The 15,937-nt window shown below is 58.7% G+C and carries 12 protein-coding genes; 2 read left to right on the top strand and 10 right to left on the bottom strand.

Annotated features, from left to right (window positions below):
* Positions 1 to 18: 18 nt before the first annotated feature.
* The 5 genes from EZJ17_RS00330 to EZJ17_RS00310 all read right to left on the bottom strand — a co-directional run bounded on the left by EZJ17_RS00330 (position 19) and on the right by EZJ17_RS00310 (position 8,251).
* Positions 19 to 375, bottom strand: coding sequence for a RidA family protein (locus EZJ17_RS00330; RefSeq protein WP_067442399.1), 357 nt, complete (start codon positions 373 to 375; stop codon positions 19 to 21).
* Positions 376 to 552: 177 nt separating this feature from the next.
* Positions 553 to 822, bottom strand: coding sequence for a hypothetical protein (locus EZJ17_RS00325; protein ID WP_067442397.1), 270 nt, complete (start codon positions 820 to 822; stop codon positions 553 to 555).
* 77 nt (positions 823 to 899) lie between these two features.
* Positions 900 to 2,168, bottom strand: a complete 1,269-nt coding sequence (gene waaA, locus EZJ17_RS00320) for a lipid IV(A) 3-deoxy-D-manno-octulosonic acid transferase (RefSeq protein WP_067442395.1) — start codon at positions 2,166 to 2,168, stop codon at positions 900 to 902.
* A gap of 344 nt (positions 2,169 to 2,512) precedes the next feature.
* Entirely contained in the window at positions 2,513 to 6,409 is a 3,897-nt protein-coding gene (locus EZJ17_RS00315; protein WP_067442393.1) for a translocation/assembly module TamB domain-containing protein, read from the bottom strand.
* Positions 6,410 to 8,251 (bottom strand): autotransporter assembly complex protein TamA, encoded by a 1,842-nt coding sequence (locus EZJ17_RS00310; protein WP_067442428.1) that lies wholly within the window; start codon positions 8,249 to 8,251, stop codon positions 6,410 to 6,412.
* A gap of 390 nt (positions 8,252 to 8,641) precedes the next feature.
* Here EZJ17_RS00310 and sstT point away from each other — a divergent pair, with 390 nt between their 5' ends.
* A complete protein-coding gene (sstT, locus tag EZJ17_RS00305; protein WP_067444274.1) occupies positions 8,642 to 9,883 on the top strand; it encodes a serine/threonine transporter SstT in 1,242 nt (413 codons plus the stop codon).
* 77 nt (positions 9,884 to 9,960) lie between these two features.
* Here the strand turns inward: sstT and speD are convergent, their stop codons facing one another.
* The 5 genes from speD to EZJ17_RS00280 all read right to left on the bottom strand — a co-directional run bounded on the left by speD (position 9,961) and on the right by EZJ17_RS00280 (position 14,008).
* Positions 9,961 to 10,314 (bottom strand): adenosylmethionine decarboxylase, encoded by a 354-nt coding sequence (gene speD / locus EZJ17_RS00300; RefSeq protein WP_067442389.1) that lies wholly within the window; start codon positions 10,312 to 10,314, stop codon positions 9,961 to 9,963.
* 152 nt (positions 10,315 to 10,466) lie between these two features.
* A complete protein-coding gene (locus EZJ17_RS00295; protein WP_082886595.1) occupies positions 10,467 to 12,026 on the bottom strand; it encodes a DUF4178 domain-containing protein in 1,560 nt (519 codons plus the stop codon).
* 9 nt (positions 12,027 to 12,035) lie between these two features.
* Entirely contained in the window at positions 12,036 to 12,314 is a 279-nt protein-coding gene (locus EZJ17_RS00290; protein ID WP_067442385.1) for a hypothetical protein, read from the bottom strand.
* Positions 12,315 to 12,427: 113 nt separating this feature from the next.
* Positions 12,428 to 13,468, bottom strand: a complete 1,041-nt coding sequence (locus tag EZJ17_RS00285) for an SPFH domain-containing protein (RefSeq protein WP_067442426.1) — start codon at positions 13,466 to 13,468, stop codon at positions 12,428 to 12,430.
* A gap of 141 nt (positions 13,469 to 13,609) precedes the next feature.
* Positions 13,610 to 14,008 carry a DUF350 domain-containing protein gene (locus tag EZJ17_RS00280; RefSeq protein ID WP_067442383.1) on the bottom strand — a complete coding sequence of 133 codons (399 nt, stop codon included), beginning with the start codon at positions 14,006 to 14,008 and terminating at the stop codon, positions 13,610 to 13,612.
* A gap of 202 nt (positions 14,009 to 14,210) precedes the next feature.
* On the opposite strand from EZJ17_RS00280, the gene EZJ17_RS00275 reads away from it, so the two are divergent.
* Positions 14,211 to 15,758 carry a polyamine aminopropyltransferase gene (locus EZJ17_RS00275; protein ID WP_255361776.1) on the top strand — a complete coding sequence of 516 codons (1,548 nt, stop codon included), beginning with the start codon at positions 14,211 to 14,213 and terminating at the stop codon, positions 15,756 to 15,758.
* Positions 15,759 to 15,937: the final 179 nt, after the last annotated feature.

Below are 15,937 nucleotides of genomic sequence, written 5' to 3'. Positions count from 1 at the left end.
GCAGAAGGCCACTGCCTGTCATGCCGTGCGCTGCAAAGCCGTAATCTTGATTTCCACTTTCCAGCCTGCATCTGCTAATGCGGCTTGTACGCAGGCGCGGGCGGGGGCTTTGCCAGGGGCTACCCAGGCATCCCAAACACGGTTCATGCCCGCGTAGTCAGCCATATCGGGCAAATAGATTACCGCTTCGCAGATATGTGCCTTGTCTGAGCCGCAGTCGGCCAGAATCCGGTCGATTTGCGCAAGCACATCGGCGGTTTGCGCTTCGATATCGGCTTCGGGGTTGGCAGGTACTTGGCCAGAGAGGAAAACGAAACCGTTGGCTATCACAGCTTCAGAATAGCGTGCGGTGGGGAGATGGTGGCAGATAGTCATGGCAAATCCTTTCTTTGGAGGAGTGGGAGAAACGGGGGAAGGCTACCTGAAATTTTTAATTTCGTTGAAACTCATGCTTTCAGGTAGCCCGTAGGCTGGGTATGAGTGCCCGACTTATTGCGGCTGCGGATTGGACAAAAATTCCAACAAAATCATAGACATTTGCACTACAGCTCATCATAACCAGCATTTTATAAACATTTGCTGGCGGCTATACAACGTGCTGACATCCCAGTTTATCAACGCAACCCATAAAAACAAAACTGCTGCACCAATCACTTCAACAAAATCGACTCGGGAAATCCAGCCGTTTTGAAACCATAGGTAAAAAGCCATCAACCACACCTCCAGCGGGCCACCTAATAGTGCGCGAACAATCGGCACCCGCCATGGGTAAGGCGGTTTGGCGGAAACTGCTTCTTGCGGTTTGTTTTGTTCCATTTCCATTGACCTTTCTGTATCACTGTGAGGCTACCTGAAATGTTAGCTCCGCAGAAACTCAGCTGCCTTTGGAAACCTCGTTTTCAGGCAGCCTCTTCCAATGCCATGCATATGGCTTCGGCGATCCGCTCGCTAGCGCCTTGGTGCGCTTGGATAAAGCCGGCGGCTTGGGCGGAGAAGCATTCGCGTTCAGCGGGGTTGGCCAGCCAGCGTTGCACGGCGGCATACCATTCGGCGGGGGTGGCGACCTGAAGCGCGGCGCCTGCGGCCAATGCGCCCGCGCAGGCGGCGGCGAAGTTGTAGGTGGAATAGCCAAATAGGGCAGGCTTGCCGCATGCGATGGGTTCGATGATGTTTTGGCAGCCGGTGTCCACCAGGCTGCCGCCCACAAAGGCCATATCGGCGGCCAGATAGTAGGTGAACAGCTCGCCCATGCTGTCGCCCAGCCACACTTGCGTGTCGGGGCGCACGGCGGCTTCGTCGCTGCGCCGCTGCACGCGCAGGCCGAGTGCAGCCGCGCCTTCGGCCACGGCATCGAAGCGCTCGGGATGGCGCGGCACGATTACTAAAAGCGCATCGCCTTGATACTGCCGCCACTCTTGCAGCAGCAGCAGCGCTTCGTCTTGGTTTTGATGAAACCGCGTGCTGGCGCACACCACAACGGGGCGGCTGCCGATGCGTTGCTTAAATGCCGCGGCCAGCTCGCGCATGGCTGCGGGCGGGGCGATGTCGTATTTCGTGTTGCCGCACACCAGCACGTTTTCCGCGCCGATGCTGCGCAGGCGCTCGGCATCGGCTTCGGTTTGGGCGAGCACGCGGCGGAAGGATTGCAGGGCGGGGGCGAACAGGGACGGCCAGCGTCGATAGCCCTGCGCGGATTGCTCGGAGAGGCGGGCGTTGGCCAGGAATACGGGCAGATTGGCCGCGCGGCATGCGGCCAGCAGGTTCGGCCAGATTTCGGTTTCCATGATGATGCCGAAACGCGGCTTATGCTGGGCGAGGAAGGCGGCTGTCCAAGCCGGGTGATCGTAGGGCAGATAGCGGCATTGGGCATCGGGAAACAGGCTCTCGGCGGTGGCGCGGCCGGTGGGCGTCATTTGCGTGAGCAGCAGCGGGGCATCGGGAAAACGGCGGCGCAAAGCCTGCACCAGCGGCACGGCGGCGCGGGTTTCGCCCACGGACACGGCGTGCACCCAAATGGCGTGCTGCACAGGATTATCCAGCGGCTCGCCGAAACGCTCGCCTTGATGCAGCAGATAGGCGGGGGAGCGGCGGCTGCGCTTGGCGAGCAGGTGGCGGGCCAGCGGGCGGCCGAGGAGGCGGGTGAGCAGGCGGTAGAGGGCGGGGAGCATGGGATGGTTTGTTTTTGCAGAGATTCAGCCTTGGCTGCGCCAAGACATTATTTTAGCTGCACCGAAGCTTACGCTTTCAGGTAGCTTGGGGGTAGTTTGGAGGCTACCTGAAAAAATGAATTTGGTGAAGTGAAATATGACGCTACGGCCGGTTTTTTCAGGTAGCCCTTAGTTATTGCGTGGATGAGGTTACCTGAAAACGAGATTTCCGAAGGAAGCCGGGTTTCTGCAAAGCTAAAATGTGAGCTTCAACGCTGTTCAAACGGGCAACGCAAATTTCCGCACAACCAAACATCCAGCCAAGCCAAAACTTTGTAGCGGCAGCAGCTTGGTCGAATGGCGCGCTAATCGAAGCGGATGGTGTAGCGCACTTCACCGCCCACAGAGTCAGTGCCCACGCGGCTGATGGCCTGTAGGGTGCTGTTGATCTGCCAAATCAGCTTCACGGCCTGGTTGGCGCTGGTTACGCTGTATTCGTAGCCTAGATAGAGCTCGTTGGTGATGCGCTTGCCGAAGGTGATGACTTGTTCGGCGGGGTTGAGCTCGCCGGTTTGGGTGTTGCGGGTACGGCGGGTGGTCATGCCGAAGTCGTCGAGGAGGCCGATTTTGTCGTTGATGTTGCCGGCCAGGAAGGCGCCGGCGGCAGCGGCCACGGTGGCTTCGTCACTTTCGTTGCCGCTGCTGGCGCGGCCGAGGATGAGCCAGGATAGTTTATCTTTGTCGCTCATCGGCTCGTTGGATACCAGGCTCACGCGCGGGTTGTCGAGACTGCCGAGCACTTCCACGCCGGCGCCTACGGGGGAGTATTTGCGGGTGGCGCGCAGGTTGAGGTTGGGCGAGGCGATGGGGCCGACGAAGGAGATGTGGCCTTTATTGATGACGAGGTCTTGGCCGTAGGCTTTGTATTGGCCGCGCACGATGTTTACGGTGCCCACGGCGCGCACATTCTCTTTAGGTTTGGCGCTGAGGGTGAGCTTGCCGCCGAGCAACACATCCAGCCCTTGGCCGCTGAAGCGGAAGTTGTCGTTCAAGTCGAGGGTTATGTTCATCTCGATGGGGGTGGCGGTGCTGGTTTCGGCGGGTTTTTCTTCGCCGAGCACCACCACGTCGTCATCGAGCCCGGGCATGCTGGATTTTTGGAAGCCGAAGTGGCCGCTATCCACTTTGAGCTCGCCGTTGAGCGCCATGCCGCGCCCGGGGTTGTAGAGCAGTTGGCTGTTACCGCTGAGGGTGAGCTTGCGGTTGGGGTTGTCGAGGATGGGATAGCGGGTGAACTGGGCGTTGACGTCTACATCGGGGGTGGTGCCGGTGAGGTTGACGCGGCCTTTGAGCTCGACGCTGCCGTCTTTGCGGGTGAATTTAAGCGAGTCGATCACCCAGTCGCGGCCTTGGAAGCGGGAACTGAGGCTGCCGTTATCCAGAATCACGCCGGTGTTGCGGTCGCGGTAGTAGAGGTTTTTGCCGGTAGCGGTACCGTTGAGGTGGGGCTCGCCCACGTTGCCGGACACGGTGGTGTCGATGGCGAGTGCGCCTTTGGCGCTCATGCCGCCGGGCAGGAGGTTACGGATGGCGTCGAGCTCGGGGATGTCGAGTTTCAGGTAGCCGTTGATCGGGGCTTGGCTGATGGCATTGCCGAACTGCTGGCTCACGGCCACGGAGGCGTCGAGCGTGCCGTAGCGGGTTTTGCCGGTGAGGCGGTTGTCGATGCGACCACTGTGGAAGCGGGTGTCGAACACGAGGTTGCTCAAGCCCAGCGCCTGCTGGCGATAGGGGATAACCACGTCGCCGGATTGCTGGGTGAGTTTCAGGTAGCCTGTGGCGTCGCGGCTGTAGCGCAAGTCCCAATCGCCGGCCACTACGAGCTGCAGCTTGACGGATTTGTCGTCTTTGCCCAGGCCGATCAGGTTGTCCAGCTCTTGCAGGTGCAGATTGGTGGCGTTGCCTTTGCTGCTGATGCCGGTTTGTTTTTCCCACATGAACGTGTGCAGATTGAGGCTGCCGCCCATGGCTGCCCAGCGGGCGTTGTCGAGGCGCACGTGTTTGGCGCCGGCTTCGATTTGGATGGGGTTGAGCAGCTTGAGGTTGAAGGCGCCGCTGATGTCGAGCTGGCCGATGCGGCCGTTCCATTGCTGCTCGTTGTTCAGCCCGCCGTTGGCGGCCAGATTAAGGCGGAAGGGCTTGCCGCTGAGGCTGAGGCTGCTGTTACCGGTGATGCTGTGGTTTTTGCCGCTGCCGTTGGCGTTGAGGTTGATGTTGTCGATTTGGGTGCTGCCGATGTGGATTTTCCGGCCGTCGAGCTTGATGTTGAGCGGCTGGTTGAGATCGGGAGAACCTTTGAGGTCGAAATCGAGGCGGTCGATGTGCACGGCGTTTTGCACGGCAAGGCTGTCGGCGTGGCCGCGCAGGTCGGCAGTGAGCTTGGCGGGATCGCCGGAAAGGAAGCCTTGGGCTTTCAGGTAGCCTGTGAGGCCGAAGCCGAAGAGGTTGAGGTTGGGCGCGTCGATGTCGAGATTAAGGCGGTCGCCTGCCTTACCGAAGCTGCCGTCGGCGTGGATGCGGTTGCGGCCGAGCAAAAGGTGGAGGTCGGCTTTGGGCAGGTGGTCGTTTTGATAACGCAAATCGGCCTTACCGGCGAGCGGTGCGCCGGAGAGCTGGCTGTTTTGCCAATCGAGCAGGAGGTGCAAATCGGGGTTTTGGCCGAGGCTGCCGTCGAGCTTCACGCTGCCGTTCACGCTGCCTTGCGGCAAATCGGCCAGCACGGCGGCGGGGTTGAAGCGGGTGCTGTTAACGCGGGCGGTGATTTTGCGGCCTTGGAAGAGCTCGAGCAGGGCTTCGCCATGCATTTCGCCGCCGTTTTCGGGAGTAATTTTCACTTGTTGCAGGCGGATGCTGCGCTGGCGGTTGGTTTTGTCGGTGAGCAGTTGGAAGGTGCCGCTGGTGGCGGTTTGGCCGGCTTTAAGCTGCCAATCGGCCTGCGGGCTGCCGAGGCTACCTGAAAGCTTGATGTCGCCGTCTAGGCTGAGGTCGAGCTTTTGTTTGAGGATGTCTTGCAGTTTGAATTGCTGCACGGCGGCATCCACGGTCATGTTTTGGTTGGCGCTGTCGATGTTGCCGTTGAAAGTGATGCGGCCGCCGGCGGCCAGCTCGGTATCGACATTGTCCAAATGCAGTTTGCCGCTGGTGTCTACTTTGAGTTTGCCGTTGATGCCGGCTACGGGGATGCCGTTGCCGTTGATGGGCGCGGGGGCTTGGTTGCGCACTTCGAGCAGGCCGGCGAGGGTGTCGGCTTCTTCGGCGGGATTGAGCGCGAGGTTGAACACCAAATCGGCGGCGGGCAGGGAGGGATCAAACCATGCGGGGTTGATTTGGCGGCCGTCGATGTTGAGGTTGACGATTTTGCGGTTGAGCAGCGGCTCAAAGGGGCGTAGTTTGCCGTTTACGGCAAAATGGGAATCGCCGTTGTCCAGCTGGACGAGCAGCTCGGGGTTTTGCAGGCTGCCGTTCATGGCCACGGCGCTGTCGGCTTGTTTGCCGTCCAGCTCGCCGCTGCCCACGATTTGGCCGTCGAGCTTGAAGGGCGTGGCGGTGTTGAGCGTGGCGTTACCGCTGAAATTGTGCCAGGGCAGGCGCAGGGAAACGATGTTGAGCTTGTGGTTTTGGTGGTCGAACTGGTAGCTGACCACGCCGGATTCCACCACCGGGTTGTTGCTTTTGCCCAGCAGGATGCGGCCGACTTCGATTTTCTCGATCTGTACGCCCAAGGGCAAATCCACGCTTTCAGGTAGCCTCATCGGCGGACGGTCTTCTTTGGGCGGGGTGGGCTTGCTGATGATGCGGATATCACCTGCGGCCAGGCGGTTGACGTGCAGCTGCCGGTGCCACAATTCATTGGGCTGCCATTGCAGCGCCACGCTGCTGATGTCTAAATCGGTACCCTCGGTGGCTACCTGAATGCCACTGCCTTGAAAGCCGCGCCACAGGCTGCCGTTCAATTCCTTCACGCTGATGTTCACACCGAACCAGGAAGGGATTTTGGTGATGCCGAAGCGCAGGCCGGATTCGGTGCCCACCAGCCACACCACGGCGGCCACCAGAAGCGTGAGCAGCAGCAAAAAGGCGGAAAGCAGGCGGCGCAGCCAGCGGCGGCGCGGCTTCTTCGGTGGAGTGTTGCCTGCAGCGGCTTCATTTTCGGCTTCGGGCGGCAGGGTGTCGGAATCAACGGGTAGGGCGGTGTCGGTCATTTAGAATCGGGTTCCCAGGCTGATGTGCCAGCGCAGTTTGCGGTCTTGGTGGCCGTAGGCCAAATCGAAGGAGAAGGGGGCAATCGGGCTAAACCAGCGCAGGCCGACGCCGCTGCCGTGATGCCAGTTCATATTGGTGAAGTTGTGGCTCACCGAGCCCATGTCGTGAAACAGCGCCAGCGCGAAGTTTTTGCCGATCGGTTTTTGATATTCGAAGCTGGCCACGGCCAAGGTGCGGTCGGGCAGCACAGAATTATTCGGGCCTTTGCGGCCGATGCTGTCTTGTTCGTAGCCGCGCACGCTGTTGGCGCCGCCGCTGCGGAACAGCAATACGGAGGGCACATCCAAATCTTGGTTGGAATGGGTATAGCCCAGTTCGCCGCGCGCGATGAAGGTGCCGATGTTTTTGTGTTCTTCAGGCGTGAAATAGTAGCCGGCGCGGCCGTGCACGCGCTGCACCACGGCGGACGAGCCGAGCGAGCCGACGGTGGAACCTACCTTGCTTTCCAAATAATAGCCGTTGGCCGGACGCAGCAGGGTTTCGATGTTTTGGCGGCGCCAGGCAGCAGTGAGCATCAGCACATTGCTGCGGCCGAAGTCGGGGCCGCCCACAACGCGACGTGATTCGGTGATGTATTCCAGCCCGAAACGCGCTTCGATGCCGTCGCGGTCGCGCACGCGCCAGATGCCGGATCGTAGGGTGTTTTTATCCAGCTTCTGCGTGGTGGAGCTGTCGTAGGCGATGTTGCCCGTCCAATACCAGCCGTTGCTGTTGCGCGGCTGGCTCAGGCCGATGCTGGCGCTTTTTTCGTAGCGGTTTACGTCGGTGGCGCCGGCAAACACATAGCCTCGGTTGAACACATTGTAGTGTTCGTAGCCTAGGCGGATGCCGGGGCCGTCTTTGGAATCGTAGCGCAGGCCGATGTCGAACTTCTGGCGCGGCACTTCGCTCACCGACACCAACAGCGGTACGCGGTCGTTCACCATTTTGGAAAAATCAGCCTCCACCTGCGCGCGGCTGTAGTGGCTGTCTTGTTCCAGCGCCTGCTGGTAATCCAGGATTTTGTCGAAATCGTAGGGTTCGCCGGGCTTGAACTGTGCCATGCCGGTAATCACCGAGGCGGGGTAACGTTCGTTGCCGCTCACTTGAATATCGCCGAAATACACCGGCTGTTTGCTGTCCACGCTCACGGCGAGCACGGCTTGGCTGGTTTGCGGATTGATGGTGGCGCGGCTTTCAGTGAGCGAGGCCAGCGGGTATTTATAGCGGCGCACGGCGGAGAGAACCGCATCTTTGCTGCTGCTCCATTCGCTGTTCACAAACGGCTGGCCCACCGGCAAGGCCCAGTTGGCTATGGCGCGTTTGTAGTAGTTGGCCAGCTCGGCGTCTTCCAACACTTTACCCACAATCGACACTTCCACATTACTCACCCGCGTGCGCGGCCCGGGTTTTATCGTGATGCGCCAACCGCGGCCATGCGGGGCTACCTGAATATCGGCGCGGAAATAGCCTTGCGAACGCACAATCTGTTTGATTTCGTCCGGCGCTTCCTCGGCCAGAAACTGCATTTGTTCATAATCAATATCCGCGTCCGGCTCGGTTTGGCGGTTGATAATAGAAAGATGCTCGCGCAAAAGTGCGGCCAAATCGGCAGGCGCATTGATGGAAATGGGGAAAGGCAGTTTGTTTGGATTAACCGTGGTGGGCTGCTCGATTGATTCTTTTTCTTTATTTTTTTGCACCGAATTAGCAGCCGCCTCTCCTGCCTTGCCGTCGGCACGGGCGGGCAGGCTCAATAGCAGGGCGGCGATCACGGCAAGGGGAAATAGTGGGGTTCTCATGGGCAATCTGTAATCGATAAACATCAAGCCGGTGTGTGCGGCAAACGGCGGCATATTAGCATTTTTGCCTTACGTTTTATAGTAAAGGCAGGCAAAAGAAATCAAGGTAGTAAAGGCTGCCCGAAAGGTATGGTTGAGTTTGATTATCTAAATTGCCTGTTATTGTGTTTTTCAGGTAGCCTCAATCCATCTAAAGGTTACCTGAAAAACTTGCCTGCCCCGCCACAGGCGGCCCGTGCAGGCAGTTGCTGTTGGTAAATATTTGTGCTGATACGTTCGTTTCTGTTAAACTGGGCTCCTTTTTTTCACCCGGAACCATAGCTGAAGCGAGCCGATACACTAGAAAACAATGGGCTTTAGCTATAACAATCACACAATCTAGGGATTCGTATGCAAAACAACACTCAAAGGAAAAGCCCGTTCGGCCTTTTCAGCAGCCTGGGGCTGGTAACGCAGATTGCCATCGGCCTCGTGCTCGGCATTTTGGTAGGCGTACTGGCGCGCAACACCACTGCCGCCGGGGCAGTGGTGGAAGTAGGCGTGATTTTGGGCAGCCTGTTTGTGGGCGCGCTCAAAGCTGTGGCACCGATTTTGGTGTTTGCTCTGGTAACTTCCGCCATCTCGCAGCACCGTAGCGGCAACCCCACCAATATCCGCCCGATTTTGGTGCTGTATCTGGTGAGCACGTTTGCTGCCTCGGTAGTGGCCGTGGGTGCGAGCTTCCTTTTTCCCTCGCAGCTGCTGCTCAGCGGCGTGGAAGCGGCCAGCAATGAAGCGCCCACCAGCATTGGCGAAGTGATGCGCCACCTGCTGATGAACCTGGTTTCCAATCCGATTCAGGCACTGGCCAATGCCAACTATATCGGCATCCTCGCCTGGGCGTTGGTGCTCGGCACGGCTTTCCGCCAAGCCAGCAAACAAACCCGCACACTGATCAACGACATGGCCGAAGCCATTTCCAAAGTGGTGCGCGGCGTCATCCGCTTTGCCCCCTTGGGCATTTTCGGGCTGGTGCTGGTTACCATCGTGAAAGAAGGCTTCGACAAACTGGGCTTCTACCTGCACCTGTTGGCCGTATTGCTGGGCGCGATGCTGTTTGTGGCACTGGTGGTGAACCCCATCATCGTGTTCACCCAAACCCGCCGCAACCCCTTCCCGCTGGTGTTTACCTGCCTGCGTGAAAGCGGTGTAACTGCCTTCTTTACCCGTTCTTCCGCTGCCAATATCCCGGTGAACATGGCTTTGGCGAAAAAACTCGGTTTGCATGAAGACACCTATTCCGTATCCATCCCGCTGGGTGCTTCCATCAACATGGCTGGTGCCGCCATCACTATTACTGTGCTCACCTTGGCCGCAGTGCACACCTTGGGTATCACCGTGGATTTCTGGACGGCTCTGCTCTTAAGCGCGATTGCCGCCATCGGCGCCTGCGGTGCATCTGGCGTGGCCGGCGGCTCGCTGCTGCTGATTCCCATGGCCTGCAGCCTGTTCAACATCTCCAACGACATCGCCATGCAGGTGGTGGGGGTGGGCTTCATCATCGGCGTGATTCAAGACTCTGCCGAAACCGCCCTTAATTCCTCCACCGACGTGCTTTTTACCGCTGCCGTGGATCAGTCAAACAAACGCTGATTGTTTGGATTAAGAGCTAAATAAGAAAGGCTACCTGAAAATTTTCAGGTAGCCTTTCCCATCTATCTGCCGCAAACCTATAACTCACTACCGCGCGGATGGGTTTGCCAAACGCTGTGTTCAGCTTCCAGGGCGTGTTGCAGTGTTTCTTTTGCTGCTTCAGGCCGCAGGTGGCCGCAGAGGAAGATATCGATGGCGGCGAAACCGTGTTCGGGCCAGGTGTGGATGCTGAGGTGGGATTCGGCCAAGAGCAGCACGCCAGTTACACCACCTTCGCCACCAAAGGTGTGGAAACGGCTTTCGAGTACAGTGGCGCCGATGTGGTGGGCGGTGTGCTCCAATGCGGTTTTCAGGTAGCCTTCGTTGCGCAGCAATTCAGGCGGGCAGCCGTATAAGTCAAGCAGACCGTGGCTGCCGGGGCTGTGGCTCATTTATGCCATCCAGAAGAATAGCCACCACCCACGCGCGAGCCGTTGTAGGAACGGTTGCTGCCGCTGCTGCCCATGAAGCTGTAGTTGTAAAAGGTGCTGACCAGCATAGCTATGATGCTGAAAATCAAATAAGTATTTCTCGACATTTTGTTTCACTCATCTTCATCGTCGTCATCGCCACTGAACACATTGCCGCGTTTCCCCAGGAAATACAGCACCATCACCGACAGCATGGCGGCAAGGGATACATCTTCTTCTGAAGCCAGCATATTCAACCACGCCGGCACGTTGATGATGACAAACACTATTATAAGCAGCAGCATCAGCCCGTTCGACGGACGGTCCGCATGCATATTGGTGCTGTATTGCGGAGTATCGTTCTCGATACCGAACCAGCTAAACACGGTACGGTAGGGAACGGTGGTGCTTTGGCTCCAGGCGGCTTCGTGCCGGTTGCATTCGGCGCAGAGTTTGCCGTTGCTGTTGAGGCGGTAGTCGCTGTAGAAATCCACATCACCTTGGCGGATGTGCCAGTAAAACGCGCCGGCGGCGAAAACCACGCGGCCACCATAATCGTAGAGTTTGGGTAGGCATTGCGGCTGGAACAAATCGCCATACAGGCGCGGCCACACATTGAGCGTTTCCGACACGCTCCATTCACCGTCACCGCTTTCCACCAGCCACATAAAGCCGGCCTGCGGCTCGAAGAGCAGGTATTCCGTCCAACGCCCGACGGGCACGATGCCGAGCGGCTTTTGGCCGAACATCAGGTTGAACGCATCTTCCGGCTCCAGTTCGTCTTTACGCACCGCGCCGATGAGGGTGTAGGTGCGGTTGTTAATGCGGGCTTCCGAGCCGATTTTCAGGGTGAACGCATAGGCTTGCGCATCGCGCCTATTATTGGCTTCTAGCAATTCCAGCTTGCCTTCTGCCGCATCCAGACCGCTGCCGCAGCTGGGGCAGAGGATGGAAGGCGTGAGGCCGGTAATCCATTGGACGGGCGAGCCGCAGTTCGGGCAACTTTCGGCCTGGCGTGTGCCTTTTAGCCGACCTGCACTATCGGCCACCTGCTCGCTGCTACGGATGTTGGCGAGTTGTAAGTCGGCCAGCCTCACTCCCTGCCCGATAAAGATTTCGGGCGGCGATTCGGCATAATCCAGTGTGAGGAAGGCTTGCTCGCAGCGCCAGTCGGCTACTTGGTTCTTCATCTGCGGCGGCACGGCAAAAGGCAGCTCGCCCTGTGCGGCGGCCTGCTCCAGCACAATATCACGCACGTCGGCCGCCCAGAAGCGTTTGTTGCGGTACACCAAGTTGCTGCGGCCGGCCACTAAGCTGGAAAAATCGGGGATTTCCTGCAAGGGCTCGGCAGCGGGCAGGGTGAATACGTATTGGTCGTCCGATTCGGAGAGCCAACCGTTGCTGCCGTCGTCAAACTGCACATACCACTCATTCCACATGCCGGCATCGTATTTGGCCTGCAGGCGGCCGATGATGGAAAACGGGCGGTTGGCGAATGTGCCGGTCGTGCCGATTTGCAGCGGGCTAAAGTCTTCCAAAAGGGCAGAATCGCGGCCGCTGTTGATAATGTCTTCGCCCTGGCACACCAAGAGGCTGTGGCAGAAGCCGCACACCAGCGTAACCACCGTGGCCGAATGCGCGTGCACGGGCGCGCCGCAGCTGGGGCAGTCGGCTTTGAAGAAGGGTTCGCTCATGATGGGTTCCTAAAGGGCGGGCGGTTTGGCGGCAAATTTAGCAGCAATCTCGGCGGCCGTTAAATCGAAGCCGTCGCACAAACGGGCATAATCACGGCTGGCTAATTGGGCAACGGTTTTCAGGTAGCCTGCAAACTCCAGAAAGATAGGCTGGTTTTGCGGCGTAAGGCAGAAAATGCCGTTAATTTGATGCGAATCGCGGAGGCAGTTCACCACGGCGCTGAACGCATCCCAATCAGCGGCAGCCTGCTCCAGCGCCACAGCCTGCAAGTCGGCAATGGCTTGCAATTCCTCTGCAAAATCGAGAAAGTGGGCCGAGTTTGCAGATGCTGGGCGATGACTTGTATGGGGTTTGTGGTTGGCATGATGGTGGGGCTTGGCTTTCAGGTAGCCTCAGCGGATCAACCAATCAGCTGCTTGAGCACTTCGGCTTTGGCCTTCTCGTAGTCTTCGGCAGAAATCAGGTTGCCGTCGAGCAGAGTTTTGAGTTTGGCCAGCTTGGCTTGCGGGTCTTCGGCGGCGGGAGCAGCCGGAGCAGCAGGCTGGGCGGCAGGAGCGGGGGTGGCTTGGGCAGGCTGTTGAGGCTGCGTCATGCCGCTCATGGCGCCGGCCATGGCCTGACCAATACCGGCACCCACACCGAGGCCGGCACCGATGCCGGCGATGCCGCCTTCGTTTTGCGCGGCCATCGGAATGGCGGTGGCGGTTTGGTATTGGGTGAATTTGCCCATGTCGCCGATGATGCCCATCGACATTTTGCTGTCCAGCGCTTTTTGCACATTTTCGGGCAGGGTCACGCTTTCCACGGTGAAGTTTTCCAGCGTGAGGCCGAGTTTGGCAAACTCAGGCAGCAGCAGCTCGTTCATTTTCTGTGACAGCAGCACTTGGTTGGCAGCCATATCGAGGAAGGGGATGCCGGAGGTGCCGAAGGCGGCGGCCAGCTGGGTCATGGCGAGGTTGCGCAGCTGCTGTTCGAGCTGCTCGCCGCTGTAGGAAGCGCCCACGCCGGTGACTTCGCGGAAGAAGGCGGTGGGATCGCTGATGCGGTAGGCATACATGCCGAAGGAGCGCAGCTGGATCACGCCGAAATCGGCATCGCGCACGGTAACCGGCTGGGAAGTGCCCCAGCGGTGGGCGAGCTGCTGGCGGGTGTTGAAGAAGTAAACGTCGGATTTGAAGGGCGACTGGAATAATTTATCCCAGTTTTTCAGGTTGGTGAGGATGGGCAGGGTTTGGGTGGTGAGCGTGTAGCGGCCGGGCTGGAACGCGTCGGCGGCTTTGCCTTCGTCCACAAACAGGGCGGCCTGCGCTTCGCGCACGGTGAGGCTGGCGCCGTTTTGGATTTCCTGGTCGGCCACGGGGAAGCGCCACATCAGCAGCCCTTCTTCGGGATTCGGCCATTCGATAACGTCGATAAACTGCTTCTTGATGAAATTGCCCAGCATGGGGATTCCTTTCTTGATTAGGATAAGGGGAAGGCTACCTGAAAACGAGGTTTCCGCAGGAAGCTAAGTTTCTGCGAAGCTAAAATGGGACAAATTTCTGTGAAACGAAATTTCAGGTAGCCTGTTGTGCATGCGTTATTACGCCAAACAGGCGGCGTTGAGCAGCCCCACCGCCACGGAAATCACGGCACAGAGCGTGCCCACGGCCACGTTATTGCCAGCCAGCTCGGCAGCGGAATCAGGCACGAGGCGGGTGGCGGCGAAATACACCACAATCTGAATCGCCGCAGCAGCCCAACCCCAAAGCACGAAATCCAAAAGCCCAACGCTGTGGGCGATGCTGGAGGCCAAAGGCAGGCAGAAGCCGATGAGCGCGCCACCGAAGGAAAGGGCGCAAGCCAGGTTGCCGTTTTTAATCAGCTTCAATTCGTCGGCCGGGGTGATGCGCAGATACACGGCGGCAAACAGTGCGGTCATGCCCAGGCCCACGGCCAGGTATTGAAGGTACGACAGATATTGTTGCAGGGAAATGCTCATGGGTTGCCTTTGTAATCAGGGTGGAAAGAGAAGCCGCGGCGGCGGTAGCTGAAACAATTATTTTTTACCAGGCAAGCCGGCGCAGTAGGAAGAAATAAGTGTTTCAGCTATATTATGATGCGACTGATTATGCCACACAAAAGCCCGTTGTTCATCCAGCATCTACTGCCTGCTATATAATTCGGCACATAATCAAAGCTACCTGAAAGCGTCAGCTTCAATGAAGTTAAAAATTAAACCCGACCGTACCCTAATCATCTCCGTTTTCATCGTGGCCAGCTGCGGGCTGGCGTATGAACTCATCATTGCCGCGCTGGCCAGCTATTTGCTGGGCGACAGCATTTTGCAGTTTTCCTCCATCATCGGTCTCTACCTCTTCGCCATGGGCATTGGCGCACATCTCACCAAATACATCCGTGATGAAGACGCACTTTCGCGCTTTATCGAAATCGAATTGCTGGTGGGCATCATCGGCGGGGTGTCGGCCTTGGTATTGTTTGTGGTGTTCGGGCTAGCTGCCGCGCCGTTCCGCACGCTGCTGTATGCGCTGGTGCTGGTGGTGGGCATCGTGGTGGGCATGGAAATCCCGCTGGTGATGCGCGTGCTGAACCGGCGGCAGGCCGATTTTAAAGACCTGGTGGCCAAAGTGCTCACCTTCGACTACCTGGGCGCGCTGGCCGTGTCGCTGCTGTTCCCGCTGGTGCTCGCGCCCCGGCTAGGCATGGCGCGTTCCGCCCTGCTGTTCGGCCTGCTCAACGCCGCCGTGGCCGTGCTCACCGCGCGCGCCTTCAAAGCAGAGCTGCCGCGCTACCGCGCCATCCAGCTGCGCGGCGGCATCGTACTGGCCTGCCTGCTGGCCGCCTTCGCCGCCGCCAACCGCATCACCTTTCTGGCCGAACAAAGCTATTTCGGCGACCCGGTGGTATACGAAAGCCATTCACCCTACCAGCGCCTGGTGATCACCAAATGGCACGATGACTTGCGCCTCTACATCAACGGCAACCTGCAATTTTCCTCGCGCGACGAAGCCCGCTACCACGAAGCCCTCGTGCTGCCCGCCATGCAGATGGTGGGCGGGCAGGCGCAAAACGTGCTGATTCTGGGCGGTGGCGACGGCCTGGCCGCGCGCGAAGTGCTGAAATACCCGCAGGTGAAGGGCATCACCCTGGTCGACCTCGATCCGCAAATGACCAACACCTTCCGCACCTCCGCCGAATTAAGCCGCCTCAACGCCGGCTCGCTCGCCAGCCCCAAAGTGCGCGTGGTGAACGACGACGCGGCCAAATGGCTGGAACAGGCGCAGGAAAAGTTCAACGTCATCATCATCGACCTGCCCGACCCCTCCAACTTCTCGCTGGGCAAGCTCTATTCCGTGCCCATGTATCGGCTGGTGGCGCGGCATCTCGCGCCCGGCGGCAAAATCGTGGTGCAATCCACCTCGCCCTATTTCGCCCCGAATGCCTATTGGTCGGTGGTGGCCACGCTGGAGGCCGCCGGGCTCGCCACCGCGCCCTACCATGTGTATGTGCCTTCTTTCGGCGAATGGGGCTTCGTGCTAGCCGCCCGCGAACCCGATTTCCCCGTGCCCGCGCAATTCAGCGTGCCCACCCGATTTTTAAACGCCGACACCGCCGCCGAAATGTTCCGTTTCCCGCCCGACATGGCGCGCCGCGATGTGCAGCCAAATTATTTGAACACGCAGATTCTGGTGCATTATTTCGAACAGGATTGGCGCAATGTGATGCGCTGAGAAAAGGCTACCTGAAACTTTCAGGTAGCCTTTCCCAACCGCTCAAACAAAACAGCCTGATTAAGAAAGCCTTTATCGAGCAAACATAGGGTTTGCCCGCCGCAAACCGCGTATTGATTTCCCTATGTCCAGCCCCACTTGTTCTTTGTATTTGCAGCGGCAACACCTCTGCCCTACGG

The organism is Eikenella exigua (assembly GCF_008805035.1).
GTDB lineage: Bacteria > Pseudomonadota > Gammaproteobacteria > Burkholderiales > Neisseriaceae > Eikenella > Eikenella exigua.
This window is presented reverse-complemented; position numbering and strand designations above follow the sequence as displayed.

Coding starts and splice junctions, on each gene's coding strand:
- EZJ17_RS00330 (WP_067442399.1), bottom strand. CDS start 375: ATGACTATCTGCCACCATCTCCCCACCGCACGCTATTCTGAAGCTGTG.
- EZJ17_RS00325 (WP_067442397.1), bottom strand. CDS start 822: ATGGAAATGGAACAAAACAAACCGCAAGAAGCAGTTTCCGCCAAACCG.
- waaA (WP_067442395.1), bottom strand. CDS start 2,168: ATGCTCCCCGCCCTCTACCGCCTGCTCACCCGCCTCCTCGGCCGCCCG.
- EZJ17_RS00315 (WP_067442393.1), bottom strand. CDS start 6,409: ATGACCGACACCGCCCTACCCGTTGATTCCGACACCCTGCCGCCCGAA.
- EZJ17_RS00310 (WP_067442428.1), bottom strand. CDS start 8,251: ATGAGAACCCCACTATTTCCCCTTGCCGTGATCGCCGCCCTGCTATTG.
- sstT (WP_067444274.1), top strand. CDS start 8,642: ATGCAAAACAACACTCAAAGGAAAAGCCCGTTCGGCCTTTTCAGCAGC.
- speD (WP_067442389.1), bottom strand. CDS start 10,314: ATGAGCCACAGCCCCGGCAGCCACGGTCTGCTTGACTTATACGGCTGC.
- EZJ17_RS00295 (WP_082886595.1), bottom strand. CDS start 12,026: ATGAGCGAACCCTTCTTCAAAGCCGACTGCCCCAGCTGCGGCGCGCCC.
- EZJ17_RS00280 (WP_067442383.1), bottom strand. CDS start 14,008: ATGAGCATTTCCCTGCAACAATATCTGTCGTACCTTCAATACCTGGCC.